This window comes from Xanthomonas sp. NCPPB 1325 (assembly GCF_041477645.2).
In the GTDB taxonomy this organism is placed as follows: domain Bacteria; phylum Pseudomonadota; class Gammaproteobacteria; order Xanthomonadales; family Xanthomonadaceae; genus Xanthomonas; species Xanthomonas cannabis.
Genome location: NZ_CM192985.1, coordinates 1,857,754 through 1,883,311 on the forward strand (window position 1 = coordinate 1,857,754; position 25,558 = coordinate 1,883,311).

General features: G+C 66.6%; 20 protein-coding genes. 2 read left to right on the forward strand and 18 right to left on the reverse strand.

Going from position 1 to position 25,558, the window contains the following annotated elements; genetic code table 11:
• Nucleotides 1–387: 387 nt before the first annotated feature.
• From ACCQ10_RS07785 to ACCQ10_RS07840, 12 genes are all read right to left on the reverse strand, one after another.
• Nucleotides 388–1,791 carry a TolC family protein gene (locus ACCQ10_RS07785; RefSeq protein ID WP_104580011.1) on the reverse strand — a complete coding sequence of 468 codons (1,404 nt, stop codon included), beginning with the start codon at nt 1,789–1,791 and terminating at the stop codon, nt 388–390.
• Entirely contained in the window at nt 1,788–2,873 is a 1,086-nt protein-coding gene (locus tag ACCQ10_RS07790; RefSeq protein WP_372362690.1) for an HlyD family secretion protein, read from the reverse strand. The genes ACCQ10_RS07785 and ACCQ10_RS07790 overlap by 4 nt, the downstream gene beginning before the upstream one ends.
• Nucleotides 2,857–4,545: an ABC transporter transmembrane domain-containing protein gene (locus ACCQ10_RS07795; protein WP_372362691.1), complete on the reverse strand. Its 1,689-nt coding sequence runs from the start codon at nt 4,543–4,545 to the stop codon at nt 2,857–2,859. Before ACCQ10_RS07795 ends, ACCQ10_RS07790 begins: the two co-directional genes overlap by 17 nt.
• Before the next feature lie 89 nt (nt 4,546–4,634).
• Nucleotides 4,635–5,534 (reverse strand): hydrogen peroxide-inducible genes activator, encoded by a 900-nt coding sequence (locus ACCQ10_RS07800; RefSeq protein ID WP_104580012.1) that lies wholly within the window; start codon nt 5,532–5,534, stop codon nt 4,635–4,637.
• Nucleotides 5,535–5,620: 86 nt separating this feature from the next.
• Nucleotides 5,621–7,387 (reverse strand): ABC transporter transmembrane domain-containing protein, encoded by a 1,767-nt coding sequence (locus ACCQ10_RS07805; protein ID WP_104580013.1) that lies wholly within the window; start codon nt 7,385–7,387, stop codon nt 5,621–5,623.
• Nucleotides 7,384–7,986 carry an IMPACT family protein gene (locus ACCQ10_RS07810; RefSeq protein WP_372363079.1) on the reverse strand — a complete coding sequence of 201 codons (603 nt, stop codon included), beginning with the start codon at nt 7,984–7,986 and terminating at the stop codon, nt 7,384–7,386. Before ACCQ10_RS07810 ends, ACCQ10_RS07805 begins: the two co-directional genes overlap by 4 nt.
• Nucleotides 7,987–8,214: 228 nt before the next feature.
• On the reverse strand, nt 8,215–8,808 hold the full coding sequence (locus ACCQ10_RS07815; protein ID WP_039403243.1) for an LOG family protein: 594 nt from the start codon (nt 8,806–8,808) through the stop codon (nt 8,215–8,217).
• 219 nt (nt 8,809–9,027) lie between these two features.
• Nucleotides 9,028–10,464 (reverse strand): dihydrolipoyl dehydrogenase, encoded by a 1,437-nt coding sequence (gene lpdA, locus ACCQ10_RS07820; RefSeq protein WP_184442149.1) that lies wholly within the window; start codon nt 10,462–10,464, stop codon nt 9,028–9,030.
• A 241-nt stretch (nt 10,465–10,705) separates the two neighbouring features.
• On the reverse strand, nt 10,706–11,917 hold the full coding sequence (gene sucB / locus ACCQ10_RS07825) for a dihydrolipoyllysine-residue succinyltransferase (RefSeq protein WP_047696719.1): 1,212 nt from the start codon (nt 11,915–11,917) through the stop codon (nt 10,706–10,708).
• Between the two features lie 40 nt (nt 11,918–11,957).
• Nucleotides 11,958–14,786: a 2-oxoglutarate dehydrogenase E1 component gene (locus tag ACCQ10_RS07830; protein WP_372362692.1), complete on the reverse strand. Its 2,829-nt coding sequence runs from the start codon at nt 14,784–14,786 to the stop codon at nt 11,958–11,960.
• A gap of 180 nt (nt 14,787–14,966) precedes the next feature.
• Entirely contained in the window at nt 14,967–15,896 is a 930-nt protein-coding gene (locus ACCQ10_RS07835) for a GNAT family N-acetyltransferase (RefSeq protein ID WP_184442153.1), read from the reverse strand.
• Nucleotides 15,893–17,365 carry a ribosomal protein uL16 3-hydroxylase gene (locus ACCQ10_RS07840; protein WP_372362693.1) on the reverse strand — a complete coding sequence of 491 codons (1,473 nt, stop codon included), beginning with the start codon at nt 17,363–17,365 and terminating at the stop codon, nt 15,893–15,895. Before ACCQ10_RS07840 ends, ACCQ10_RS07835 begins: the two co-directional genes overlap by 4 nt.
• A gap of 331 nt (nt 17,366–17,696) precedes the next feature.
• Here ACCQ10_RS07840 and ACCQ10_RS07845 point away from each other — a divergent pair, with 331 nt between their 5' ends.
• Entirely contained in the window at nt 17,697–18,065 is a 369-nt protein-coding gene (locus ACCQ10_RS07845; RefSeq protein WP_372362694.1) for a PDZ domain-containing protein, read from the forward strand.
• A 173-nt stretch (nt 18,066–18,238) separates the two neighbouring features.
• Here the strand turns inward: ACCQ10_RS07845 and ACCQ10_RS07850 are convergent, their stop codons facing one another.
• From ACCQ10_RS07850 to ACCQ10_RS07860, 3 genes are all read right to left on the reverse strand, one after another.
• Nucleotides 18,239–18,739, reverse strand: a complete 501-nt coding sequence (locus ACCQ10_RS07850; protein ID WP_372362695.1) for a DUF3060 domain-containing protein — start codon at nt 18,737–18,739, stop codon at nt 18,239–18,241.
• Between the two features lie 181 nt (nt 18,740–18,920).
• Nucleotides 18,921–20,288: an adenylosuccinate lyase gene (gene purB / locus ACCQ10_RS07855; protein ID WP_372362696.1), complete on the reverse strand. Its 1,368-nt coding sequence runs from the start codon at nt 20,286–20,288 to the stop codon at nt 18,921–18,923.
• 36 nt (nt 20,289–20,324) lie between these two features.
• Entirely contained in the window at nt 20,325–21,647 is a 1,323-nt protein-coding gene (locus ACCQ10_RS07860) for a hemolysin family protein (protein WP_372362697.1), read from the reverse strand.
• Between the two features lie 285 nt (nt 21,648–21,932).
• On the opposite strand from ACCQ10_RS07860, the gene ACCQ10_RS07865 reads away from it, so the two are divergent.
• Nucleotides 21,933–23,339, forward strand: coding sequence for a class II fumarate hydratase (locus tag ACCQ10_RS07865; protein ID WP_372362698.1), 1,407 nt, complete (start codon nt 21,933–21,935; stop codon nt 23,337–23,339).
• Between the two features lie 136 nt (nt 23,340–23,475).
• Here the strand turns inward: ACCQ10_RS07865 and ACCQ10_RS07870 are convergent, their stop codons facing one another.
• From ACCQ10_RS07870 to ACCQ10_RS07880, 3 genes are all read right to left on the reverse strand, one after another.
• Complete coding sequence (locus tag ACCQ10_RS07870) at nt 23,476–23,898, reverse strand: hypothetical protein (RefSeq protein WP_184552115.1); 423 nt, start codon at nt 23,896–23,898, stop codon at nt 23,476–23,478.
• A 276-nt stretch (nt 23,899–24,174) separates the two neighbouring features.
• Nucleotides 24,175–24,708 carry a DUF2884 family protein gene (locus tag ACCQ10_RS07875; RefSeq protein ID WP_372362699.1) on the reverse strand — a complete coding sequence of 178 codons (534 nt, stop codon included), beginning with the start codon at nt 24,706–24,708 and terminating at the stop codon, nt 24,175–24,177.
• Between the two features lie 22 nt (nt 24,709–24,730).
• Entirely contained in the window at nt 24,731–25,555 is an 825-nt protein-coding gene (locus ACCQ10_RS07880; RefSeq protein WP_372362700.1) for a DUF4097 family beta strand repeat-containing protein, read from the reverse strand.
• Between the last annotated feature and the right edge of the window lie 3 nt (nt 25,556–25,558).

Sequence of the window (25,558 nt, forward strand, 5' to 3'; positions counted from 1 at the left end):
GAGTCGAGGGTTGCAATGCGGATCATCGGCCCGCACCACCAGCGCGTGCTGGCACGCCGAGCATGCGTAGCCACGTGTTACCCAGGCGTCATTGCGCAATCCGGCGACAACGGGAAGGTCGAGCCCGCTGGGCGCGCTGCTATGTCATGCGCGCCCGGCAACGCTGCAGCGGAAGATGTGCACCTTCACGCCACCGCCGGTCGCGGCAATGACGCGGGACCGCCAGAGCGATGGCGCGGAGACTGGGTACTTGCAGCACGCGGCTGACGCGGGCGCCTGGCAAGGCCGCGCCCACAATCGCTTGCGCGAAAAACCTCAAGACCTGGGTGGGCTGGGGCGCCATGCACCGCCAGGCAGTGCGGTACGCCCGTGCCAAAGCGCCACGCATCAACGGCTCAGCTGCAGCGCGTCCCGGTCGGCCGTGGCAGCGGCCAGTTCGGCGCGTGCCGACGCGATGCGCGCCTGCGCATCGATCAGGCGCACGCGCGCGTCGTTGGCGGTTTCCTCGCGCTGATTGACCAGGAAGAAATCGCCCGAGCCCAGCTCGAAGCGGCGTCGCTCGGCGGCAGCCAGGCGGTCGGCCAGGCCGCGTTCTTCGTCGGCGATCTTGGCCAGGCGCTCGGCGGCATTGAGCGAGATGACGATGGATTCCACCTCCACCGAGATCTGGTCGCGCAGGAAACGGCTGCGTTGGTCCAGCGCCTCGATCTCGGCGCGCGCTTCGGCCACGCGGCCCTTGGCGGAGCGATTTTCCAACGGCACGCTGAAACGGAACCCGATGATCGCATCGGTCTGCGAGCGGTTGGGGCCACCCACGCCCGGGTCGCCCAGATCCTTGCTGACCTCGAAACTGACATCCAGCCGTGGTTTCAGATCGTTCTGCGCCAGCATCAGCCGTGCGGTGGCCTGATCGATGCGGGTCAGCACGGCGCGGTAATCCGGGCGTTCCACCGGCGCGGTGATCTTGCTGGCACCGGCCAGCCCTTCCAGCGCGGAGGTGTCTGCCGGCAGACGCTCGGTGGAGACGATCAGCGGCATGCCGGCCTCGTCGCGCAGGTACAGCGACAACGCGTTGGCGGCGTTGGCAAAGTCCTGCTCTGAGCGCACCACCAGGGCGCGACGGCGAACCAGGTTCTGGTCGTTCTCGGTCAGCAGGATGGTTGGGCGCGCACCCAGCGTGACCTGCCGCGAAATCGCGTTGCGTCGCCGCTCGGCCAACTCCAGCAGGTCCTTGTAGGCGCGCAACTTCAACCCGGCTGCCACCCAGCTCTGGTAGGCATCCACGGCGCGGCGCTGCACGCCGATCGCCACCATCTCCGCTTCGTACTGGGCCACATCGATGTCGGCGCTGGCGACGCTGCGACGGGTACGGCGTTCGTCGACCACGCGGTCGCGCAGCAAGGCATACAGCGCCCCGACCTTCACTTCGCCGCCGCGGTCGGTATAGGACTTGTCTTCGTAGACCGGAAACGACCCACGCGACGAGCGGTAGCCACCGTAGTAATAACCGCCGTTGTTCTCGAACGGCCGCTTGACGCCGGTTTCGATGGTGCTGCCGTCGTAATAGCCGGCCTCGCGCGAGCGGCCCTCGATATCGAACACGGTGTCGAACGCACCGTCGGCGGAGATGCCCTTGCCTTCGGCCTGGCGCACCTTTGCCAGCGCCTCGACGATCTGCGGTGCGGAACGGGCGGACGATTGCAGCACCTCGTCCAGGCTCAGCGGCGCGGCCTGGGCGAATGCCGCACCGGGGCACAGTGCGATCAGCAGGACAAGCAGACGGTGCCTCATTTCTTGCCCGTCTCCTCGTCTTCGGACTTGGAGGCGGCAGGCTTGGTCTTGCCATCCTCCTGCGTGGTCGCGGCGGGGCGGCGACCAAATTCCAGCGGGAAGTTGTTGAGCTGGCGCCACAGTTCGTAGCCCACCCGCACCGTTTCGCCCTGCACCCAGCCGCGCACCTTGCCGCCCTGGCGGGCGAATTCCTGCGCCGGCCATGCCGGTTTGCCAGGCTGCGGTTCGACCAGGATGCGGAACAGGCCGTCGGGCGCGGCGTTGGGGTCGATGGCGCGCACGCGGCCGTCGAACATGCCGTGCGCTACCGACGGCCAGCCGCTGAACTGGATCGCCGGCCAGCCTTCGAACTCCAGCCGCACCGGGCGGCCAGGACGAATCAGCGGCACGTCGCGGCCGTCGATGTACAGCTCGACCGCGCGCTCCACGCGCTCCGGCGCGATCACCGCCAGCACCGTGCCGGGCGAGACCATGGCGCTGCCGCTGGCAGCGTTGAGTTGCTGCACGCGGCCATCGCGCGGCGCGCGCACCAGCTGCGCGGACTGGCGATTCAACTGGATGTCGATGCGGGTCAGCTTGGCGCGCGACTCGGCCAGCTTGGCATCGGCCTCGGCCACCTTGATCTGGGTCAGCTCGTAGTCGCGGCGGCCGGCCAGCCCTTCGTCCAGCAACTGCTTGCTGCGCGCGACATCAATGCTGGCAACCGCGCGTGACTGCTGGATGGCGGTGATCTCCGCCGCCACCTGCGCGCGCTCAGTGGCCAGGCGGGCGAGCAGATCCGGGTCCAGGTCGCCGACGCGGGCAATCGGGTCGCCCTTGGACACGTGCTGGCCATCGTGCACGTACCAGCGCTCCACCCGGCCGGGCACGAAGGCGGTGACCTGTTGCTGGCGATCGCCGGGATCGAGCGAGACCACCTGGCCCTTGCCGCTGGCAGTCTGCACCCAGGGGGCGAACGCCAGGATGGACGCAGCGATGGCAACGCCGATCAGCAGCATCCACGCCAGCACCTTGGCGATGCTGGGCGGCCGCATGGACGCCAGGGTAGGGAAGTGCGCGATCCGGTCAGGGGCGTGCTGCATTGTCTGCCTCCTGGGTGGATGCGATCAGTTCGGCGCGGGTGGCGTAACGTTGCTGGCGCTCGGGCTCCAGCCGGAACCAGCCATCCAGGGTGATGTCCTCCGGCCGGCCGGTGCACAGCAGGACGGTGGTTCCGGCCTCCTTCAAGCGGCGCAGCACCCGGGTCAGGCGCTCGGCGGGCAACAGGTCGTACAGCTGCGACAACATCAGCACGCGCGGGCGCACCAGGAGCGCATTGGCCAGCTTCAGCGCCATCACCTCGCCGATCCACAGCGGGAAGCCGGAAGCAGCAAGCCGGGTGTCCAGTCCCTGCGGCAGCGCGGCAATGCGCGCGCGCAGCCCCACCGTGTCGATGGCTTCGAGCATCGCTTCGGACGTCACATCGGCCGAGGCCATCGCCAGGTATTCGCGGATGGTGACCTCCACGATGGTCGGGCGATCGAGCACGGTCACTTCCGAACGCAGCAGGTACATGTCGAAGGTGGCCATGTCGGCGCCGCCCACCATCACCAGGCCGCGATCGGGTACCACGTGCCGCTTGAGCACCATCGCCAGCAAGCGCTCGGCGCCGCCATCGGCCAGCGTCACCAGCTGCTCGCCGGCGTCCAGCGCGAAATCGAACCGCGCCCCTTCGATCACCACGCCATCCAGCCGCACCGCGCTATTGCCGGGCGTCTTGCCGGCCGCGGCCACTGCGCGTTCCTGGGGGATGGCGTACAGCAACGACAGTTCTTCTGCGCTGGCGACCAGGTCGTAAAACACGTCCAGGTACGAGCCCAGCTGCGCAATGCCGTAGAACACCGCGCTGAGGATCAGCTCGGCCGCCACCAGCTGGCCGATCGACAATTCGCCGCGCAGGATCAGGCTGCCGCCCAGCGCCAGCAGCGCTGCGCTGGCCACCGCATAGGTCAGCAGGAACGCCACGGTCTGGGTGAAGGTGTAGCGGAAATGACGCCGATGCTGTGCGACGTAGGCAGCGGTGACCGCCTCGGAGCGGTCCATCGCGAAATTGAGGTGGCGGCTGGATTTATAGAAGCCGTTGGAGCCGCCGACGCTTTCCAGCCAGTGCGCGGCATTGTGCTTGGCGTGGCTCAGCTCGACCGCGGTGCGGATCGAGCCGCGCGACCAGATCATCCAGATCGAGAAGATGGTGATCAGCAGCAACGCGTTGAAGCCCAGGAAAAACGGGTGGTAGAAGCTGGTGACGATCAGGCCCACTGCCGATTGCAGCACGATGGTGAAGGCGCCGACCGCCAGGCTGGGCACGGCCTTCTGCACCACCACCAGATCGAAGTAGCGGTTGAACACGTCGCCACGGTTCTGGTCGGCGAAGAACGGATTCTGCGCGTGCACCGCACGCACGGTGATCTCGGCCACCACCCGCGCGAACAGGCGGCGCTCGAACAACGCCATCATCCACACCCGCATGGCGCTCAGGCAGGTCACCAGCAGCAGCAACCCCAGCAACAGGCCCGACAGCGTCCACAGCGGGGTGGGCAGCGCGGTGTTGGCAACGCTGTTGATCAGCAACTGCACCGAGATGGGCGTGGCCAGCGACAGCAAGCTGATCGCAACGCCGTACACCATGGCAAGACGCACATACGGCATGTCCGGCCCGACGATTTCCGCCAGCCAGCCCACCGCTTCCCGCCATCCGATCCGCTTGGCCGCCATTCGCTATCCGTTGATGAGTTCAGTGAAACATTGACGAGTTGCCGGCCCTGGAACAAGGCTGCGGCGCTTATTCAGCGCATAGGATTTTCCTATGCGGCTACCGCACGCAGCAGATCGGCGATCAAACCGAAGGCGGGCGCGCGACCGGCACCCTGCCGCCAGAGCAAACCGATCTCCCTATAGTAGCGCCCGCCTTTGACCGGCCGAACCACCACGTCGTCGCCTTCGCGGATTTCCTGGCGTACGTACAGGTCCGGGAGCAATGCAAGGCCCATGCCCATGCCGGCCATCTGGCGGATCGCATCCAGACTGGTGCCTTCGTAATCGCGCAGGACATGGGCACCGACCTCCATCGCAATGGCGGCCACCTGTTCGGCCAGGCGGTACTCCGGCATCAGGGTGAGCAGGTTGGCGCCGCACAGGTCGGCCGGGGTGATCCAGCGCTTGCTGCGCAGCGGGTGATCGGCGGCCATGGTGACGTGCAGCGGTTCGCGGAACAGCCGCTCGCTGTGCAGGCTGCGTCCGGCCACCGGCAGTTGCGCCAGGATCAGGTCGTGCACGCCGTTGGCCAGGTCGCTGGCCAGCACCGTCGGCAGACCCTCGCGCACATGCACGCGCAGCGCCGGGTGCTCGCGGTGCAGACGCGCGACCAGGCTGGGCATCAGATAGGCGCCCAGGGTCGGCGAGACACCGAGGCGGATGGTGCCGATCAACGGGTCGGCCGAGGTGGCGCGCACTTCCTCCAGATCGGTGACGTCGAGCAGGATGCTGCGCGCGCGGTCGAGCAGGTCGCGGCCCAGCGGGGTCAGGATGGCCGGCACGCCGCGCTCGAACAGCGGCGCACCGATGATGGTTTCCAGTGCACGGATCTGCTGCGACAGCGACGGCTGCGAGACGCCCATCTGGTCGGCGGCACGGGTGAAGCTGCCGGTATCGGCCAGCGCGACGAAATAACTGAGCTGGCGGAGGGTGGTCTTGGGGCGGGGCATGGGCACGTCGGTCGGGGCAGTTTGCCCGGGGACGCTGCGCCGGCTCGTCCGACGCGCATCGCCCACGGGTCGGGATCAAGCCGTGGTCATTGATCGATGAACTGCAAGCGCGCCAGCTCGGCATACAGGCCACCTTCGGCGATCAGCTGCGCATGCGTGCCCTGTGCCACGATGCGGCCGGCATCCATGACCACGATGCGGTCGGCCTTGAGCACGGTGGCCAGGCGGTGCGCGATGACCAGGGTGGTGCGGCCCTGCATCAGCCGGTCCAGTGCCTGTTGCACGGCGCGCTCGCTCTGCGCGTCCAGTGCGCTGGTGGCCTCGTCCAGCAACAGGATCGGCGCGTCCTTGAGCAGCGCACGCGCGATCGCCACGCGTTGCTGCTGGCCACCGGACAGGCGCGTGCCGCGCTCGCCGAGTTCGCTGGCGTAGCCCTGCGGCAGTGCCTGCAGGAAGCCATCTGCCTCCGCAGCGGTGGCCGCGGCTTCCACGTCGGCCGCGCTGGCCTCCAGGCGGCCGTAGCGGATGTTGTCGGCTGCACTGGCGGCAAACAGGGTGGGTTGCTGCGGGACCAAGGCGATGTGTTCGCGCAGCCGCACCGGGTCGGTCTGGCGCAGGTCCACCCCGTCGATGCGCACGCTGCCGCTGGCCGGGTCATGGAAGCGCAGCAGCATCGACAGCACGGTGCTCTTGCCGGCCCCCGAGGGACCGACCAGGGCAACGGTTTCGCCGGGGCTGACCTGCAGATCGAAGCCATCCAGCGCCGGCGTGTCGGGACGCTGCGGGTAATGGAACACGACCTGGTCGAAATGGATCGCGCCACGCAGCGGGTGCGGCAGCGGCGTGGGCACGGGCGGCGCCACGATCGCCGGTTGTTCTTCGAGCAGTTCGCCGACCCGGCCCATGCCGCCGGCAGCACGTTGCAACTCGTTCCAGACCTCGGCCAGCGCGCCGACCGAGCCGCCGCCAATCAAGGCATACAGCACGAACTGCCCCAGCGTGCCCGGCGTCATGCGCCCGGCCACCACGTCGTGCGCGCCCAGCCACAGCACCGCGACGATGGCGCCGAAGATCAGCACGATCGCCACCGCAGTGACGCCGGCCTGGGTGCGGATCCGCAGCCGCGCGGTGTCGATGGCGGCAAACAGCGCCTGGCTGAAGCGCTGGCTTTCGTAGCGCTCGCGCGCATGCGCCTGCACGGTGCGCACTGCGCCCAGCGTTTCGGCCGCCAGGGTATTGGCATCGGCCACGCGGTCCTGGCTGGCACGCGAGATCTTCTGCAGCCGGCGTGCGCCCAGCACGATCGGCAGCACCGCCAGCGGAATGCCGATCAGGGTGAAGCCGGCCAGGCGCGGGCTGGTGACGAACAACATCACCATGCTGCCGATCACCGTCACCGAGCTGCGCAGCGCCACCGACATGGTGGTGCCGATCAGCCCACGCAGCAGCTCGCTGTCTGCCGACAGCCGCGACACCAGCTCGCCGCTGCGGCTGCGGTCGTGAAACCCGGCATCCAGTCCGATCAGGTGCGCGTACAACCGCCCGCGCAGGTCGGCGACGACCTTTTCCCCCAGCAGCGAAACGAAGTAGAAGCGCGCCGCCGTGGCCAACGCCAGCACCACCGCCACGGCAAACAGCAGCGCGAATGCCTGGTTGATCTGTGCGCCACCGGAGAAGCCGTGGTCGATCATGCGCTTGACCGCGGCCGGCAGGCTCAGCGTGGCCGCCGACGACACCGCCAGCGCAATCAGCCATGCCGCGAACAGGCCGCGCTGGCGTTGCACGAATGGCCACAAGGTGCGCAGGCTGCCAAGCTTCCGCAACGGACTGGGCCTGGCGGCTGGCTGATTCATGCGGTTTCCGGAAGTGAGATGTGGACACGATTGCGAGTGGCGTCGCACAGGCGCGTTTTCAAGCCGGCAAGCTGATCTGCAGGCAGTTGCACGCGTAGCGCTGCGCCTGTCGCGTCGAACTGCTCGTCTAGTTTGTCGGCGTGGAAGGCGGCAAGCGCGGCGTGCACCAGGCCCAGATCGTCGAACTGGCAGTGCAGGTCGAGCAGCGTGACTGCGATCAACGGCCGCCGCGTTGCCAGGCGCAGGCATTCGGCGGCGGTGCCACCGTAGGCGCGGACCAGTCCTCCGGCACCAAGCTTGATGCCGCCATACCAGCGCGTGACGACCACCACCACCCGATCGAATCCCTGGCCGTCGATGGCCGCCAGGATCGGCCGGCCGGCGGTGCCGCTCGGCTCGCCATCGTCGCTGGAGCGGTAATCCTGCCCAAAGCGATAGGCCCAGCAGTTGTGCGTGGCATCTGGCGTGGAGACGCGCTGCACGATCTCCAGCGCCTGGGCCGCAGCGTCGAGCGCACAGGCATGGGCCAGAAAGCGGCTGTGCTTGATGTCCAGGCTGTGGTGCGCGTCAGCGGCAAGGGTATCGGGCATCGCTGCCATTCTAAGCGAGGCAGCGATGCCGGTTGCCGCAGTCGTGGTGGCGGACTGGAAGACCCTGGCTGTCGGATTGGCGCTGCGGCCGCGGAGCGCAGTCATGGCGGATGGAATAGTGCCGAGCGATCTCACCCTCGGTGGATCGGCGAGTTGACGCGGGTGCCGGCCAGTTTCACCGCACGTCGTCGCAGGCACGGCGCGCGATGAAACCAGGTGGGCTTGAAGTGTCGTCGACTACACCAGCGTCGCGCGACGCTTCTCGTCGATCCACTTGGAGGCCTGCGCCGGCGTGTAGTGCTGCATCCACTCCAGCATCTGCTCGATATCGGCGCCGTACCACAGGTCGGTGCGCTGATCCGGGTGCAGGAACCGTTCTTCCACCATGCGATCGATCATGCCGATCAGCGGCGCATAGAAATTTTCGATATCCAGGAACGCGCAGGGCTTGTTGCCGATGCCGAGCTGGCGCCAGGTCAGCATTTCGAAAATCTCTTCCATGGTGCCGAAACCGCCGGGCAGGGCGACGAAGGCATCGGACAGCTCGAACATGCGCATCTTGCGCTCATGCATGGAGCCGACGATCTCAAGCTCGGTCAGTCCGCGGTGCGCCACTTCCCAGTCCGCCAGCTGCTTGGGGATCACGCCGGTGACCTGGCCGCCGGCGGCGAGTACCGCGTTGGCCACCGTGCCCATCAGGCCGACGTTGCCACCGCCGTAAACCAACCGCAGGCCTTGCTCGGCGATGCGCGTGCCCAGGGCGGTGGCGCGTTCGGCATAGGCCGGCTTGTTACCGGCGTTGGAACCGCAGTAGACGCAGATGCTTTTCATGGGATTCGGAATTCGGGATTGGGGATTCGTAAAAACGGGCGCGCGCTGCGTCGATGCCATCTAGGGGCCCGCCGAAATGAACTTTGCAGGATTGTTTTGAGCGTGCCTGAAAAACATGACGCCGGGCTTTTAGCCCGGCGTCATGTCCTTTCCGGGAGAGGGTCAGGAGAGGGAGCCGTTTACGAATCCCCACTCCCGAATCCCAAATCCCGGCCCCACTCAGTTCGCCTTATGGATCGCGCGCTTGCTCACGGCCATCGCGGCATCGTGGATCGCCTCGGACAGGGTCGGATGCGCGTGGCAGATGCGCGCCAGATCATCCGCCGAGCCGTTGAACTCCATCGTCAGCACGCCTTCGTGCACCAGCTCGGACACGCCCACGCCCACCAGGTGCATGCCCAGCACGCGGTCGGTCTCGGCATCGGCGATCACCTTGACGAAGCCGGCCGGCTCGCCCATGGCGACCGCACGCCCGATTGCCGCAAACGGGAAGCTGCCAGCCTTGTAGGCGACGCCTTCGGCCTTGAGCTGCTGCTCGGTCTTGCCGACCCAGGCAATCTCCGGCTCGGTGTAGATGACCCACGGAATGGTGTCGAAGTTGACGTGGCCCGGCAGGCCGGCGATCAGTTCGGCCACGGCAATGCCTTCTTCGAACCCCTTGTGCGCCAGCATCGGGCCGCGCACGCAGTCGCCGATCGCCCACACGCCGTCCACGCCGGTGTGGCAATGCCCGTCGACCTCGATCTGGCCACGGTCGGTGACCTTGACCCCGGTGCCGTCGGCCAGCAGGTTCTTGGTCGCGGCCTTGCGGCCCACGGCCACCAGCAGCTTGTCCACGGTCAGGGTCTGCTCGCCCGCGGCGTCGGTGTAGCTGAGCACCACCTGCTTGGCATCGCCGCTGCCGGTGATCTCGGTCTTGCTGACCTTGGCGCCGAGCTTGATGTCCAGGCCCTGCTTCTTGAATTCCTTCAACGCGGTCTTGGCCACTTCGGCATCGGCCAGCGACAGGAAGTCCGGCAGCGCTTCGAGGATGGTGACCTCGGCGCCCAGGCGCTTCCACACGCTGCCCAGCTCCAGGCCAATGACGCCAGCGCCGATCACCGCCAGGCGCTTGGGCACGGCGGTGAAATCCAGGCCGCCGACGTTGTCGACGATGGTGTCGCCGTCGAACTTGGCGAACGGCAGTTCGATCGATTCCGAACCGGCCGCCAGGATCACGTTGGTGCCCTTCAGCTCGATTTCGCCGCCTTCGTGCTGGGTCACCTTGACGATGTTGCCCGGTTGCAGCTGTCCGAAGCCGTAGTACGGGGTGATCTTGTTGGCCTTGAACAGCATCGCGATGCCGCCGGTGAACTGCTTCACGATCTTGTCCTTGCGGCCGATCATGGTGGGCACGTCCATCTTGGCGTCGTTGAAGCTGATACCGTGGTCGCCGAACAGGTGGCCCATGTTCCAGAACTGGCGCGAAGAATCCAGCAGCGCCTTGGACGGGATGCAGCCCACGCGCAGGCAGGTACCGCCCAGGGCGGGCTTGCCGTCCTTGCCGAGTGCGGCGTCGATGCAGGCGACCTTCATGCCCAGCTGGGCCGCGCGGATGGCGGCGTGATAACCGGCCGGACCGGCACCGATGACGACGACGTCGTAGTTTTCAGCCATTTCTAGAGTCCTTTGCCTGTCCCTTCTCCTGCGGGAGAAGGTGGCGCGTAGCGCCGGATGAGGGTGCGCTGTGGTCGCCTTCCGGGTATTCCCGATATGAAGCAAACCACTGCGAAATGGAGTTAGTGAACAGCCGATAGTTCGCCCCTGTGGCTCGCGGCGGCTCATTCTTCATTGCTGAGTCGGACGCAGTTGCCTGGCGCCCCCAACCCCTCTCCCGTGGGGAGAGGGGCTTCAAGGCTTACAGGCCGAACAGCATGCGGCCCGGGTTTTCCAGCTGGTTCTTGATGTCGACCAGGAACTGCACCGAGTCCTTGCCGTCGATGATGCGGTGGTCGTAGGACAGTGCCAGATACATCATCGGCGCGATCACGACCTGGCCGTTCTCGGCGATCGGACGTTCCTTGATCGCGTGCATGCCCAGGATGGCGCTCTGCGGCGGGTTGATGATCGGGGTGGACAGCAGCGAGCCGAAAGTGCCGCCATTGGTGATGGTGAAGGTGCCGCCCTGCAGGTCGTCCAGGCCCAGCTTGCCGGCGCGCGCCTTGGCGGCGTAATCGGCGATGCCCTGTTCGACCTCTGCAAACGACTGGCGCTCGACGTTACGCAGCACCGGCGTGACCAGGCCCTTGTCGGTGGAAACGGCAATCGAGATGTCGCTGTAGCCGTGATAGATGATGTCGTCGCCGTCGATCGAGGCGTTGACCAGCGGGAAGCGCTGCAGCGCGTTGGCGGCGGCCTTGACGAAGAAGCTCATGAAGCCGAGCTTGATGCCGTGCGCCTTCTGGAACTCGTCCTGCAGCTCCTTGCGTGCGGCCGACACCTTGGCCAGGTTGACCTCGTTGAAGGTGGTCAGCATCGCGGTGGAGTTCTTGGACTCCATCAGACGCTTGGCGATGGTCTTGCGCACGCGGGTCATTGCCACGCGCTCTTCCGGACGGGCGCCGGAGGCCTTGCCCACGCCGCCGGCCTTGGCGAAGTTGACGATGTCTTCCTTGGTCACGGCGCCGCGACGGCCGGTGCCCTCGACCTGCGACGGATCCACGCCCTGGGTGATCGCGGCAAAGCGCGCACCCGGCGGCAGCGAATCTGCAGCGGACTTGGACGCCGGTGCAGGTGCCGCGGCAGCAGCCGGGGCCGGCGCAGCAGCAGGCGCTGCCGCAGCGGCCGGTGCATCGGCCTTCTTCTCTTCGGCCGGTGCAGCCGCAGCCACGGCGCCTTCTTCGATGATCGCCAGAATCTGGTTGCTGGTGACCGTGCTGCCGGTTTCGAACTTGATTTCCTTCAACACGCCGTCGACCGGCGAAGGAACTTCCAACACGACCTTGTCGGTTTCCAGGTCGACCAGATTCTCGTCGCGCTTGACCGCTTCACCGGCCTTCTTGTGCCAGCTGGCGATGGTGGCGTCGGAAACGGATTCGGGCAGTACCGGAACTTTGACTTCGGTGGCCATTCGGGGAGCGTCCTAGGGTTTTCGTTCTTTGGGGAAGGAATTATTCAGCGACTTGGTCGTTGAACGGATTGAGCAACGCATCGGCGACCAACTTCTGCTGTTCGGCGATGTGGTCGGCCATATGGCCGGCGGCAGGCGAGGGCGAACGGGCGCGGCCGGCGTAATGCAGGCTCTGGCCACCGGCCAGACAGAAGTTCAGGTGATGGCGGATCTGGTACCACGCACCCTGGTTCTGCGGTTCTTCCTGGCACCACACCACGTCGGTGGCATTGGCATAGCCCTTGAGCTCGGCTGCCAGCTGCGCCCGCGGGAACGGGTACAGCTGCTCGATACGCACGATGGCGACATCGTCCTGGTCACGCTTGGTCTGGTCTTCGAGCAGGTCGTAATAGACCTTGCCCGAGCACAACACCACGCGCTTGACCTTGGCCGCGTCGGCCTTGGCATCCGGGATCAGATGCTGGAACTGCCCGTCGGCCAGTTCTTCCAGGCTGGACACCGCCAGCTTGTGGCGCAGCAGCGACTTGGGCGTCATCACCACCAGCGGCTTGCGGGTGGTCATGCGCATCTGGCGACGGATCATGTGGAAGCACTGCGCCGGCGTGGTCGGCACGCAGACCAGCATGTTCTCCAGCGCGCACAGTTGCAGGAAACGCTCCAGACGCGCGGAGCTGTGCTCCGGGCCTTGCCCTTCGTAACCATGCGGCAGGAACAGCGACAGGCCCGCGATACGGCCCCACTTGGCTTCGCCGGCGGCGATGAACTGGTCGATCACCACCTGCGCGCCGTTGGCGAAGTCACCGAACTGCGCTTCCCAGATGCACAGCGCATTCGGGTCGGTGGTGGAATAGCCGTACTCGAAGCCCATCACCGCTTCTTCGCTGAGCAGCGAATCGATGATGGTGGCGTCTTCCGGGTTCTCGACCAGCTGGCGCAGCGGCAGATAGTAGTTGTCGTTCTTCTGGTCATGCAGGATCGCGTGACGGTGGAAGAACGTGCCACGACCCGCATCCTGGCCCACCAGGCGCAGCTTGTGGCCTTCGGCCAGCAAGGTGGCGTAGGCGAGGTTTTCGGCAAAGCCCCAGTCGCCCAGCTGATCGCCGGCGGCCATCTTGACGCGGTCGTCGTAGATTTTGGCAACGCGGGCGTGCAGCTCCACGCCCTCGGGGATGGTGGTGATCAGCTTGGCCAGACGGTCCAGCTGATCGCGCTTGACGCGCGTGTCGACCGGATCGGCGGCGGTGCCGACCAGATACTTGGACCAATCGATGGCGAATTCGTCCGGCTTGCGCTTGGCCAGTTCGGTGGTGTACTCGCCCGAATCCAGCTTGTTGCGGTAGCCGTCCACTAGCGCCTTGGCCTCGTCGGCACTCAGCACGCCCTCGCTTTCCAGCTTGGCGGCGTAGAGCTCGCGGGTGGTCTTGTGCTTGCGGATGGTCTGGTACATCACCGGCTGGGTCGCTGCCGGTTCATCGGCCTCGTTATGGCCCCAACGGCGGTAGCAGACCAGGTCGATGACCACGTCCTTCTTGAACTGCTGGCGGAATTCGTAGGCCAGCTTGGACACGAACATCACCGCGTCCGGATCGTCGCCGTTCACGTGGAAGACCGGCGCGCCGATCATCTTGGCCACGTCCGTGCAGTACAACGTGGAGCGGGCGTCGTCGCGGGTGCTGGTGGTGAAGCCGATCTGGTTGTTGACGACGATGTGCACCGTGCCGCCGACCGCGAAACCGCGTGCCTGCGACATCTGGAACAGCTCCATCACCACGCCCTGGCCGGCAAACGCGGCATCGCCGTGGATCAGGATCGGCAGCACGGCCTTGCGCTCCGCATCGCCGAAACGCTCCTGGCGCGAGCGCACGCTGCCCACCACGACCGGGTCGACGATTTCCAGGTGCGAGGGATTGAACGCCAGCGCCACATGCACCTGCTTGTCGGTGCCGACGGCGATGTCGGCCGAGAAACCCATGTGGTACTTGACGTCGCCGGTGTGCGCGCGGTCGTCATGGGCATGCTCGAACTTGCCTTCGAATTCGTCGAACAGCTTGCGCGGATTCTTGCCCAGCGTATTGACCAGCACGTTGAGACGGCCGCGGTGGGCCATGCCGATCACGATGTCCTTGACCTGATCGTTGCCGGACTGGCGAATGATCTCGTCCATCATCGGAATCAGCGAGTCGCCGCCTTCCAGCGAAAAACGCTTCTGGCCGACGTACTTGGTGTGCAGGTAGCGCTCCAGGCCTTCGGCGGCGGTGAGCCGCTCCAGGGTGCGCTTGCGGCTGGCCGCATCGCCGGCAATCCGGCCGCCCGCATCTTCCAGGCGCCGATAGATCCACTGGCGCTGGTCGAACTCCTGGATGTGCATGAACTCTGCGCCGATGGTGCTGGCGTAGGTCGCCTTCAGGCGAGCCAGCAGATCCTTCAGCTTCATCCGCGGCTGGCCGCCGACGCCACCGGTGCTGAACTCGCTGTCCATGTCCGCCTGCGAGAGGCTGTGGAACGGCAGGTCCAGATCGGGCGGGTTGACCGGCGGGGTGAGCCCGAGCGGATCGAGCTGTGCGCCCAGGTGACCGCGCGCACGGTAGGCAGTGATCAAGCGGCCGACATTGCGCTCGCGCTCGTCGCTGGCGCCCGCGCCGGTCCCGGCATTGGCGGCCTGCTTGGAGGCGCTGAGGATGTGGGCAATGGCCGCCGAGTGCGGCACATCACCGGCATCGCGACCATTGAAGCCGTCGAAATAACTCTTCCACTTCGGATCGACACTGTCCGGGGCGACGAGGTACTGCTCGTACAGATCCTCGATATAGGCGGCGTTGCCGCCGGCGAGCTGCGATGACTGCGCGAACTGCTTTAGGAGATTATCCACGATGGTAAGTCGGGTCTGCTGTGGGGATGACTGTTCGGAAGCGGCAGGGCGAGATGCCCTATCGGTCGGTATCGAATCTCGAAAAATTATACCCCCTTGCGCTGGTGAGGGGGCGTCTGCGAGCTGACCGGCCGGGTAGACCAATCGGCATCGCGCCTACGTGGCAAGGGCGTTGCGGCGTCAGATGCCGAGTGCGCGCGGCTCGTTCCAGAGCGCGCTGCGCTCCCATATCTGCGCGAATTCGCGCTCCAGCTGGCGACTGCGGGCCGCGCCGGACAGCCAGGTTTCGCCGTCGTCGAAACGATGGCCTGTTGGACGAAAGTAGTAGGCGTCATCGCCGACCACATATGCCGATGCATAACTGGTATCGACGGGATCGCTGACGGCGCGGAACCGGAACACGCTGGGCAGGCGCTGGGCCAGGCGCAACATCGCGCTGCTGCTGGCCGTGGCGCTGGCGGTGTCCTGCACCAGCACCTGCACGCGCTTGTCGTGGCGTGCGGTGGCGAAGCGTCGCAGTGCATCCAGTACCCCGGGATTGTCGAACAGGGGCGGGTCCAGGGCGCGGGTGTAGATCAGCAATTGCCGCCGCGCGCTGCACAGCAGGCCGGTGGTGGCGGCCAGGGCCGCACCGAGGGTATCCACCGCCATGGGGCCGTCGAGCCGGCGATGGACCGGCGTGCCGGGTGGATCGACGGCATCGGCGCTGCCGTCGGGTGACAGGTTGGCAGGGCCGTCGGGAAGAAAGCCCTGGCGTGCGAAGACCGCCCCGGCGTTTGCAGTCACATGGGCCTGCAGGCTGGGCCAGCCACGCTGGGCGGCGCTGGCCACGGCGGCGGCAAGCAGCTGATCCGACAGGCCACGGCGGCGCCAGTCCGGCACCAAGCCGAGCCGGTCGACGCGTCGGTCCGGGGTCAGCCGGACCGAGGCGACCAGTTGGCCCTGCTCGGTGCGCGCCGCCAGGTGCAGGCTGAGTGGGTCCAGCGCGTCCCACTCGGCCCCGGCCGAAGCGCGCGGGGCCGCGCCGCAGGCCAGGCGCAGCGTACGCAGGGCGGCGGCGTCGGTGGCCGGGTCCAGCGAAACGATCAGTGGCCTGCCGTGTGGGCTCATGGGCGAGGAGAGCTGCCTTCGTCTTCGCCGATGTCCGAGGCATCGTCGTCGTCGTCCCCGTTCTCGTCCTCGCCGAGCTCCGCTTCGGCGGAATCGACGCGCTCTTCCGGGGTATCCGCGTCGTCAGCGACCTCCTCGACATCCGCAGCGTCGTCGATGGCATCGTCGGCGTCCACGGTATCGGCATCGTCATGCGCGTCGTCGTGATCGGCCGACACGCTCAGCGCTGCTGCCTGCGCGTCGTCGATGTCCTCGTGCGTATCCTCATGGGCGCGCTGGTAGTGGCCCTGGGCCAGCAGCTCCAGCACTACCTCGCGGCCGCGTGCCGTCAGCTGGCCGTACAGCGCGCCATCGACTTCCTCGGCGGCCGCCAGGCGTGCGGCGTCCTTGGCGGAAAGCGCAAATTCCAGGCCGCTGCAGAACAGCGTGGCGCCGCGCTTGGCGCGCCGCCAGGCCAAGCGCGACCACGGGTGGCGGTACAGCACCACGCCTTCGTCCAGGGCCTGTTCCACCGCTTCGCGCGGGATCGGTTCGGGCGCGGGCACCACGTCGCCGGAGGCGCGGTAGGTGGTCATGAACCGGCCGAACCAGTCGCCCAGGCGGTCCGGGTCGTTCATACGCAGCGCGTTGAGCGCGGCGACCACGCGGTTCATCGCGGTGACGTCGATCTCGTACGGGTCGGCCGGTACCTTGAGGTCTTCATCGTGGTAGCGCACCGCTTCGTCGGCATCGGCGATCAAGGTGTCCAGGTAATCGCCGATCAGCTCGGCCGAGGACGGGGCGCGTGTGCCGATGGAGAACGTCAGGCAGGCGTCTTCGGCCACACCGTGATGCGGGACCAGCGGCGGCAGATACAGCATGTCGCCCGGGCCCAGCACCCACTCGTGGGTGGGCTTGAACTCGCGCAGCAGCTTGAGGTCGACATCGTCGCGGAATGCGAGTGGCGTGGGCTTGCGGCCCTGCGAGGTGCGCGCGTCGATCTGCCAGCGGCGTTGGCCCTGGCCCTGCAGCAGGAACACGTCGTAATGGTCGACATGCGCGCCGACCGAGCCACCGGTGGCGGCGAAGCTGATCATGATGTCGTCGATGCGCCAGCGCGGCAGGAAGCGGAAGTGCTCCAGCAGTGCGCGCACGTCGGCGTCCCACTTGTCCACGTCCTGCACCAGCAGGGTCCAGTCATGGTCGGGCAGGCCGGGGAAGTCGGTTTCCTGGAATGGGCCGGTGCGCACGTCCCAGCCGTCGGTGGCGCGGTCGTGGCTGATCAGGCGTGCCAGCACGCCGTCTTCGCAGGCCAGGCCGGCCAGATCTTCCGGCTGCAGCGGCGAGGCGAAGTCCGCGAAGGCATTGCGGATCAGCAGCGGATGCTTGTGCCAGTAGTTGCGCAGAAAGCGCTCCACCGGCATGCCCAACGGCTGACCCGGGCGGGCCTGGACTTCGATGACAGGAGGGGTTGCCTTGCGTGCAGCCATGGGGGGTCCTTGCAGGGTATCGATGGAAGACTGGGGCGCGGGCAGGGCCGGCGCGAATGCCGCTATTGTCCGATGCTTGCGCCGGATCTGCACCTGCGCGCGAGGGCGGCAACAGGCAAGGCTTCAGGGAGGTGGTGATTCGGACTGTGCGGTGCGGATGACGGTGGTTGGCTGTACAACGCTGCGGCGCCATGCAGCCCGCACGGTGTTCGGGCGCCTGCCGCTGTGACGCAAGGGCGGGTGTCCGATGGCACATGAGTGCGCCGCATCAGGAGCCCGATACTGGGTCACCGCAGCGGGGTATGCGCTGCTTTCGACAAAGGACTGACCGATGCGTCGTTGGACAGCGGGTGTGCTGTTGCTGACCGCCATGCTGAGCATCAGCGGCGCGGTGCAGGCAGCGGAAGAGAAGGGGTGGTTCGGTCTGAGTTTTGCCGTGGAAAGCGAAGGGTTTTCGTTCAACCCCACCCTCACGTCGGTCACGATCGATGGCATCAAGCCGGCATCGCCGGCCGCCGCGGCCGGTCTGCAGGTAGGCGATGCAATCGTGTCGGCGCAGGGCGTCCCGGTGGCAGGCAGCAAGGCCGATGTACTGAAAGCGGCGGTCACTCGCAAGGTTGGCGAAACCTTGCGGTTCGTGATCGTGCGGGGCGCTGCCAAGCCGCGTGAAGTGACGCTAGTGGCGGCGCGGCGGCCCTGATCGGCCGGCGCCGATCGACGTGCTCACGCAGTTCGCACTGGAATGCAGCGCCTGGTGTCTCGCCGATCGGCGTGATGCTCTGGCAGCACGGGCGCCTGCATGACATCACCACTGGTCGGCAGTGTGGCCCAGGCGGCTGCGCGTGCTGCACCGGCAACCACGCGTAGCGCGGCTTACATCACCTTGTTGCCGCTGCCGCGATCATCCAGGGTGGGCTTGCTGGACGGATTGACGGTGTTGTCGTTGCCGGAAAACCGCACCTGCTTCACGTCGTGCGCCAGCACCAGGTTCTTGTTGCCCTGGATGTCGACGCTGTCGACATTGGTCAGATTGAGCGTGTTGTCGTGGCCGATCACGCTGAGCTCGCCCAGCTGCGCGTTGAGCACGGTGAAGTTGCTGCCTTCCACGCGAATGGCGCGGGCCTTGTCCAGATTCATTGCGCCGCGCGAGGCGGTGATGGTGACCGTGCCGCAGTCGCCGTGCAGGATCCACTCGCTGTCGTCACGGGTCAGCCGCACGTCCTTGCCGCCGCAATCGGCGCCGCTGGCCGGGTCGGTCAGCGTGGACGACATGGCCGACATGGCCTGGCCGGCGGGGCCCTCGGCGCTGCAGCCACTCAAGGCGGCCATGCCGGTCAATGCAAACAGCACAGGTGTAATCCGGACTGCGCGCATGGGAAATCCTTTGCTTGGATGAGGCCGGCACCATACCAGCCGCGATGCGGCAGGCCGTCGACGCCGCTCTTGCGTCCGGCGCCAAGGCGTGCGCCGGTTGCGCGGCTGGCGAGCGCGACCGGCACCGCCGCCGGACTACAGTCGCGTCCGGCTGCTGCCATGACGCCGGTCCCGCAGGCGATCAGACTGCGCGTGCCAGTTGCTCGGCCAGGCCGATGTAGCCGCCCGGGGTCAGCGCACGCAGGCGCTGCTTGTCGTCTTCCGGCAGCTGCAGGCTTTCCACGAACGCCTGCATCGAGGCGGCGGTGATGCCCTGGCCACGCGTCAGTGCCTTCAATTGCTCGTACGGGTTAGGCAGGCCGTGGCGGCGCATCACCGTCTGCACGGCTTCGGCCAGCACTTCCCAGGCCGCATCGAGGTCGGCATCCAGGCGCTCGGGATTGACGGTCAGCTTGCCCAGGCCCTTGGCCAGCGAATCCAGCGCCACCTGGGTGTGGCCGAACGCGGTGCCCAGCGCACGCAGGACGGTGGAGTCGGTGAGGTCGCGCTGCCAGCGGCTGATCGGCAATTTGGCCGAGAAGTGCTCGAACAGTGCGTTGGCGATGCCGAAATTGCCTTCGGCATTTTCGAAGTCGATCGGGTTGACCTTGTGCGGCATCGTGGACGAGCCGACTTCGCCTTCCTTGAGCTTCTGCTTGAAATAGCCCAGCGAGATGTAGCCCCAGATGTCGCGCGACAGGTCGATCAGGATGGTATTGGCGCGGCGGCTGGCGTCGCCGATTTCGGCCACGTTGTCGTGCGGCTCGATCTGGGTGGTGTACGGGTTGAACACCAGGCCCAGGCTCTCGACGAAGCGCTGTGCGAAGTCGGCCCAATCCAGCTGTGGATACGACACCAGGTGCGCGTTGTAGTTGCCGACCGCGCCGTTGATCTTGCCGGTCAGTTCCACAGCGGCGATCTGCTTGCGCTGGCGCTCCAGGCGCGCCACCACATTGGCGATTTCCTTGCCGAGCGTGGTCGGCGATGCGGTCTGGCCGTGCGTGCGCGAGAGCATCGGCTGGGCAGCCTGGGCATGCGCCAGCGTGCGCAGCGACGCGGCGATGCCGTCGAGCGCGGGCAGCAGGACCTCGCGGCGCGCCTGCTCCAGCATCAGGCCGTAGCTGAGGTTGTTGATGTCCTCGCTGGTGCAGGCAAAGTGTACGAATTCCAGCGCCGGGCCCAGCTCGGCGTCGCCGGCGAGCTGTTCCTTGATGAAGTACTCCACCGCCTTGACGTCGTGGTTGGTGGTGCGCTCGATCTCCTTGACCCGCGCGGCGTGGGTCACGCTGAAATCGTCGGCCAGCGCACGCAGGCGCTGGCTGGCGGCGGCGGAAAACGGCGCCAGCTCGGCGATGCCCGGCTCGGCGGCCAGGGCCAGCAGCCACTCGATCTCCACCTTCACCCGCGCCCTGATCAGGCCGTATTCGGAAAAGATCGGGCGCAGCGCGTCCACTTTGGAGGCATAGCGGCCGTCGAGCGGGGACAGGGCGAGCAGGGCGGAATCCGACATGGGCAGGGGCACTGGGAAGCTGGCGGGGCCGGTATTCTACGCCGCCCCGGCGCCGGCTTCGCCCACCGGCCGCACCGTCACTGCCTGGATGCGGTGGCCGGCCATGCGCCGCACGGTCAGCGCGTGGCCGTCCAGCTCCAGGGTCTCGCCTTCTTCGGGCAGCCGCTGCAGTTGGTGCACGATCAGCCCGCCGACCGAATTGACATGGTCCGGGGCGCTCAGGTCCTGGCCGAGCAGGCGTTCCAAGCGGAAGATCGAGGTGCTGCCGGCCACCAGCAGCGAGCCGTCCTGACTGCGCACCGGCGCGTCGCGCACCACGTGGCGGTGTTCGTCCTCGATCTCGCCAACCACCACTTCCAGCAGGTCTTCCAGGGTGAAGAAGCCCAGGATGCGGCCTTCGTCTTCCACGCACAGCGCCAGATGGGTGGTGCCGGTACGGAACTGCTCCAGCGCGCTGGGGATCGGGGTTTCCAGGGGCAGCAGCGCCGGTGGGCGCAGCAGCGGGCGCAGATCGTCCAGGTCCTGGCCGCGCGCCATCGCCACCAGCAGATCCTTGGTGTGCAGGATGCCCAGCACCTGCTCGCCATCGGCGTCGAACCAGGGGTAGCGGCTGTAGCGCGATTCGCTGAATTCGGCGAGTACCGCCTCCAGCGTCATGCCTTCGCGCAGGCTGCGCAGGTGCTCGCGCGGGCGCATCAGGTCGCCGGCCACCAGATCCGGCAGGTCCAGCGCATGGCTCATCAGGGCCAACCCATGGTCCGGCGTGGGCGCGTTGGGGTCCTGGCGTCCCACGATCAGTTTCAGTTCTTCGCGCGAATAGCGGTGCGATTGATGCTCCACATCGCCCCAGCCCAGCAGCCGCAACAATCGGTTGGCGCTGGTATTGAGCAGCCAGATCGCCGGGAACATGACCCAGTAGAAGACGTACAGTGGCGCTGCGGTCCACAGCGACATGCGCTCCGGGCGCCGGATCGCCATGGTCTTGGGGGCGAGCTCGCCCAGCACGATGTGCAGGAAGGAAATCAGGCTGAAGGCGATGGCCAGGGCAGTGAACTGCGCCGCCTCCGGCGACATGCCCAGCATATCGAACACCGGCGCCAGCAGATGCGCGAAGGCCGGCTCGCCGACCCAGCCCAGCCCGAGCGAGGCCAGGGTAATGCCGAGCTGGCAGGCCGACAGGTACGCATCCAGATGCGCATGCACGCCCAGCAGCAGGCGGCCGCGCCACCCGTTGGTCTGCGCCAGGCCAACGGCCTGGGTGTGACGCAGCTTGACCAGCGCAAACTCGGCAGCAACGAAAAATCCGTTCAACAGCACCAGCAACAGCGCGACGCACAGCAGCAGCACATTAGCGAGCATGTTCGCCTCCGCATGCTGCGGCGCCGCTGCGTGCCGGTGTCAAACGATGGGCGTGCACCGTGGTGGGCGATGTCGCAAAAAAGAACGCAGGGCCTGTGTGTCTACAGTCAGGGTCGTCGCCCATGGCAGCGTGGTACCTCGTATGGATCGATGCTCAGTCTAGTGCACGTATTGCGATGACATCGTCGCAACGTCGCCAGCGGGTATCGTAGTGGGCCTCGCCAGCGTGGGTGCGCCCGCTGCCAGCCATTGCGTCACCACCACCACTACGTGCGGAGAGTGCAGATGAGCGAACGTTTCAGGACCGAACACGACAGCATGGGGCAATTGCAGGTGCCCGCCGATGCGTTGTGGGGCGCGCAGACCCAGCGTGCGGTACAGAATTTCCCGGTGTCCGGTCAGCCGATGCCGCGCGGTTTCATTCGCGCGCTGGGGCTGATCAAGGCCGCTGCCGCAGGCGTCAATGCCGACCTGGGGCTGTTGCCGAAGTCGATCGGCAAGACCGTACAGGATGCGGCATTGCAGGTGGCCGATGGCACGCACGATGCGCAGTTTCCGATCGATGTGTACCAGACCGGCTCGGGTACCTCGTCCAACATGAATGCCAACGAGGTGATCGCCACACTGGCCACGCGCTCCGGCAAGGATGCGGTGCATCCCAACGACCACGTCAATCTTGGCCAGAGTTCCAACGATGTGATCCCCACTGCCATCCGCGTCTCTGCGTTGCTTGCGGTGCAGGAACATCTGCAGCCGGCACTCAAGCACCTGCGCAAGACCATCGACAAGCGCGCCAAGTCGCTGGACAAGATCGTCAAGACCGGGCGCACGCACTTGATGGATGCGATGCCGCTGACGTTCGGGCAGGAATTCGGCACCTGGTCGGCGCAGCTGAGTTCGGCGCAGGAGCGCATTGACGATGCGCTCAAGCGGTTGCGGCGGCTGCCGCTGGGCGGCACCGCGATCGGCACCGGCATCAATGCCGATCCGCGTTTCGGCGGCAAGGTGGCCAAGGCCTTGTCGAGCCTGAGCGGGGCCAAGTTTGAAAGTGCGCAGAACAAGTTCGAAGGCCTGGCCGCGCAGGACGATGCGGTGGAGTTGTCGGGCCAGCTCAATGCACTGGCCGTTGCACTCATCAAGATCGCCAACGACCTGCGCTGGATGAATGCCGGCCCGTTGGCGGGCCTGGGCGAGATCGAATTGCCGGCGTTGCAGCCCGGCAGCTCGATCATGCCCGGCAAGGTCAATCCGGTGATTCCCGAGGCCACGGTCATGGCATGCGCGCAGGTCATCGGCCACCACACCGCGATCACCGTGGCCGGGCAGACCGGCAATTTCCAGTTGAACGTGACCTTGCCGCTGATCGCCTACAACCTGCTGGATTCGATCACCTTGCTGGGCAACGTCGCGCGCCTGCTGGCCGATAGCGCCATCGCCGGATTGAAGGTGCGCCAGGAGCGTGTGCGCGAGGCACTGGACCGCAATCCGATCCTGGTGACCGCGCTCAACCCGATCATCGGCTACGAGAAGGCCGCCGCGATCGCCAAACGTGCCTACAAGGAACAGCGCCCGGTGCTGGACGTGGCGCTGGAAGACAGCGGGCTCGGCGAAGCGGATCTGCGCCGTTTGCTGGATCCGGCCGCGCTGACGCGTGGTGGCATCCAGGCCGGCAGCAGTGGTGGCGGTGGCTGACCACTGTGAAGCGTGTGCGGACGTAGGAGCGCGCCTGGGCGCAATGAAGCCTTCCCGATAAGGCCCCATCGCGCACCAGTGCGCTGCTACGCGGTCTCGCGCCAATCTACTGATTTGCGCAGACTTGGCCGGCGGCTCAGTGCCGCTCGGCCTGGATGTTGCCAAAGCTTTCGCGATACGGTTGCAGCGACGGAATCTCATCCAGCAATTGGCTGCTGAGCGTCTGGATCTCGGGTGTGGCGGTCAGCTTGATCGACTTGTATTCCGGATCCGGGCCGGCGTCGTTGACCGCCTGCTGGCGCAGCACCTGCAGGTGCCCGAACAGCAGTTGCAGCTTGGCGCGGGTCGGCTCCTTCTGCGGTAGCGCGATATCGTCGATCTTGAGGGTGCCGTCCGGGGTGATCTCCGCGTTGGCGGCAGGCGGGCGACGGATCATCACCGACTGCGTGGTGATGGCGACGCGCGGCTTGCCACGTTCGGCACGCCGGGACGACTGATCGCCGCAGGCGGCGAGTGTGCACAGCAACAGCGCCATGCAGAGCATCACGAACTTGTTCATGGGATCGGTGGGTCGGAGGGGAGCGCACTAGTGTAATCCCGCCGCGGTCTGCGGGTGCCGGCGCGTGTGGTCGGCAGAGCTGACAAACCATCGCAGGGGTGCGCCAACCAGCGGTTGCAACACGATCATCGTGCGCCGCTGACGCATTGCATGTTCACCCGTGCGCAGAGTGCCGGCCAGTGGCTGCGGCGATGTCCGACCAGTCCGATGCAGTGGCCGCAAGCACGACGGCGACCGCCGCGGAGCCGAGCCGCTGCCACACTCCGCTCGCGGCCCTCAATCGCGGCAGTCGGCAACATCCTTCTGGGTGAGATTGGCATAGGGTCCAAATTCGGGCACGGCACGGGTTGCGGCATCCTGCGCGCCGCGTAACTTGTCCAGCTGATCGCAGATCAGCATGGTCTTCTGTTTGAAGGTCTCCGCTTCGGCTTCGATCTTGTCGCCGATCTGGTCCGTGTTGCCGCTCAGCACGCCTTTGAGCGCTTCACCGGCGGCATGCGCGCCGAATGCCGCGCCCTGCGTACCGATATCGATGCCCTTGGCCGCAACGCCCTGGATCTGCGCGTAGTAATTGCGCATCGCCTGATGCTGTACGTCGTTCAAGTTCACCGCCTTGCCGTCGATGCTGAGCGCACCGTCGGCACTGATGGTCGCCGCCGGCAAGCCGCTGCGCTTGAGCGTCACGCTCTTGCCGTTGAAGGTCACGCCGCCGCCGCTGTCGTTCTCGCCCGACACCACCACCTTCGGCTCGGACTTGCCGCAGCCCACCAGCAGCACGCTGGCCATTACCGCAGAAATAAGCAGTTTCATAAGCTATCCCCCAAATGAAGAGTTACTTGTCTGCCGGCACGCGCATGGTGCCGCCCACATCGCTGGCGCTGATGTCGCCGCTGCCTTTGCGCGCAAGGCTGACATCGCCACTGACCTTGCGCACATGGATCGAGCCGGAGCTGACCGCCTCGACCCGAACGCTTCCCTGCACGTCCTCGATCTCCATCTCGCCCGACCCCACGGTGCCGACGGTGACGTTGCCTGCCACGTCGCGCAGTTTGACGTCGCCGGAGCCGACCGTGCCGACGTCGGTTGCGCCATGGATCTGCTTTGCCTTCAGATCGCCCGAGCCCACCGCCAGCACACGCAGCGCACCGATATCCTCCAGCTCGATGTCGCCGGAGCCCACCTTGGCGGTGACGCGTCCCTTGCTGCGGCGGACGGTCATATCGCCCGAACCGACATCGGCGCTGACGGATGCGGCACCGCTGATCTCGGCATCACCGGAGCCCACATCGAACTGCACCAGCACAGTGTTCGGCACGCTGCCGCGCAGGTCCAGATACGAATAGTTTTCGCCGACGGACATGCGGATCAGGCGGTCTTCGGCCAGGGTCACCACCAGCTTGTCGCCGACCCGCTTCTGGGTCACGGTCAGGTGCTTGAGCAGTTCGGCCTTGGCCGCACAGGCGCGGCCTTGCAGGCGTCCGCCGGTACCGGGCGCGGCGTCCAGGCGCAGGTCGTTGGAGGCGACTTCGAACAGCACCGACTTCACTCCCGCCAGTTGCAGCTCCAGGCTGCGCGGCTCGGAGTACTTGCATTGCTCTTCGGCAGCCGCGGCGCCGGGCAATGCGAACAGAAGGGCCAGGGTCAGGGGCAGGCGCATGGG

Bases quoted from the DNA above. Each gene is read 5' to 3' on its own strand.
- sucB (WP_047696719.1), bottom strand. From the start codon at position 11,917: ATGGCCACCGAAGTCAAAGTTCCGGTACTGCCCGAATCCGTTTCCGAC.
- ACCQ10_RS07800 (WP_104580012.1), bottom strand. From the start codon at position 5,534: ATGCCCCGCCCCAAGACCACCCTCCGCCAGCTCAGTTATTTCGTCGCG.
- ACCQ10_RS07880 (WP_372362700.1), bottom strand. From the start codon at position 25,555: ATGCGCCTGCCCCTGACCCTGGCCCTTCTGTTCGCATTGCCCGGCGCC.
- ACCQ10_RS07790 (WP_372362690.1), bottom strand. From the start codon at position 2,873: ATGCAGCACGCCCCTGACCGGATCGCGCACTTCCCTACCCTGGCGTCC.
- ACCQ10_RS07785 (WP_104580011.1), bottom strand. From the start codon at position 1,791: ATGAGGCACCGTCTGCTTGTCCTGCTGATCGCACTGTGCCCCGGTGCG.
- ACCQ10_RS07865 (WP_372362698.1), top strand. From the start codon at position 21,933: ATGAGCGAACGTTTCAGGACCGAACACGACAGCATGGGGCAATTGCAG.
- ACCQ10_RS07850 (WP_372362695.1), bottom strand. From the start codon at position 18,739: ATGCGCGCAGTCCGGATTACACCTGTGCTGTTTGCATTGACCGGCATG.
- purB (WP_372362696.1), bottom strand. From the start codon at position 20,288: ATGTCGGATTCCGCCCTGCTCGCCCTGTCCCCGCTCGACGGCCGCTAT.
- ACCQ10_RS07815 (WP_039403243.1), bottom strand. From the start codon at position 8,808: ATGAAAAGCATCTGCGTCTACTGCGGTTCCAACGCCGGTAACAAGCCG.
- ACCQ10_RS07805 (WP_104580013.1), bottom strand. From the start codon at position 7,387: ATGAATCAGCCAGCCGCCAGGCCCAGTCCGTTGCGGAAGCTTGGCAGC.
- ACCQ10_RS07795 (WP_372362691.1), bottom strand. From the start codon at position 4,545: ATGGCGGCCAAGCGGATCGGATGGCGGGAAGCGGTGGGCTGGCTGGCG.
- ACCQ10_RS07835 (WP_184442153.1), bottom strand. From the start codon at position 15,896: ATGAGCCCACACGGCAGGCCACTGATCGTTTCGCTGGACCCGGCCACC.
- ACCQ10_RS07870 (WP_184552115.1), bottom strand. From the start codon at position 23,898: ATGAACAAGTTCGTGATGCTCTGCATGGCGCTGTTGCTGTGCACACTC.
- ACCQ10_RS07875 (WP_372362699.1), bottom strand. From the start codon at position 24,708: ATGAAACTGCTTATTTCTGCGGTAATGGCCAGCGTGCTGCTGGTGGGC.
- ACCQ10_RS07810 (WP_372363079.1), bottom strand. From the start codon at position 7,986: ATGGCAGCGATGCCCGATACCCTTGCCGCTGACGCGCACCACAGCCTG.
- ACCQ10_RS07860 (WP_372362697.1), bottom strand. From the start codon at position 21,647: ATGCTCGCTAATGTGCTGCTGCTGTGCGTCGCGCTGTTGCTGGTGCTG.
- ACCQ10_RS07845 (WP_372362694.1), top strand. From the start codon at position 17,697: ATGCGTCGTTGGACAGCGGGTGTGCTGTTGCTGACCGCCATGCTGAGC.
- lpdA (WP_184442149.1), bottom strand. From the start codon at position 10,464: ATGGCTGAAAACTACGACGTCGTCGTCATCGGTGCCGGTCCGGCCGGT.
- ACCQ10_RS07840 (WP_372362693.1), bottom strand. From the start codon at position 17,365: ATGGCTGCACGCAAGGCAACCCCTCCTGTCATCGAAGTCCAGGCCCGC.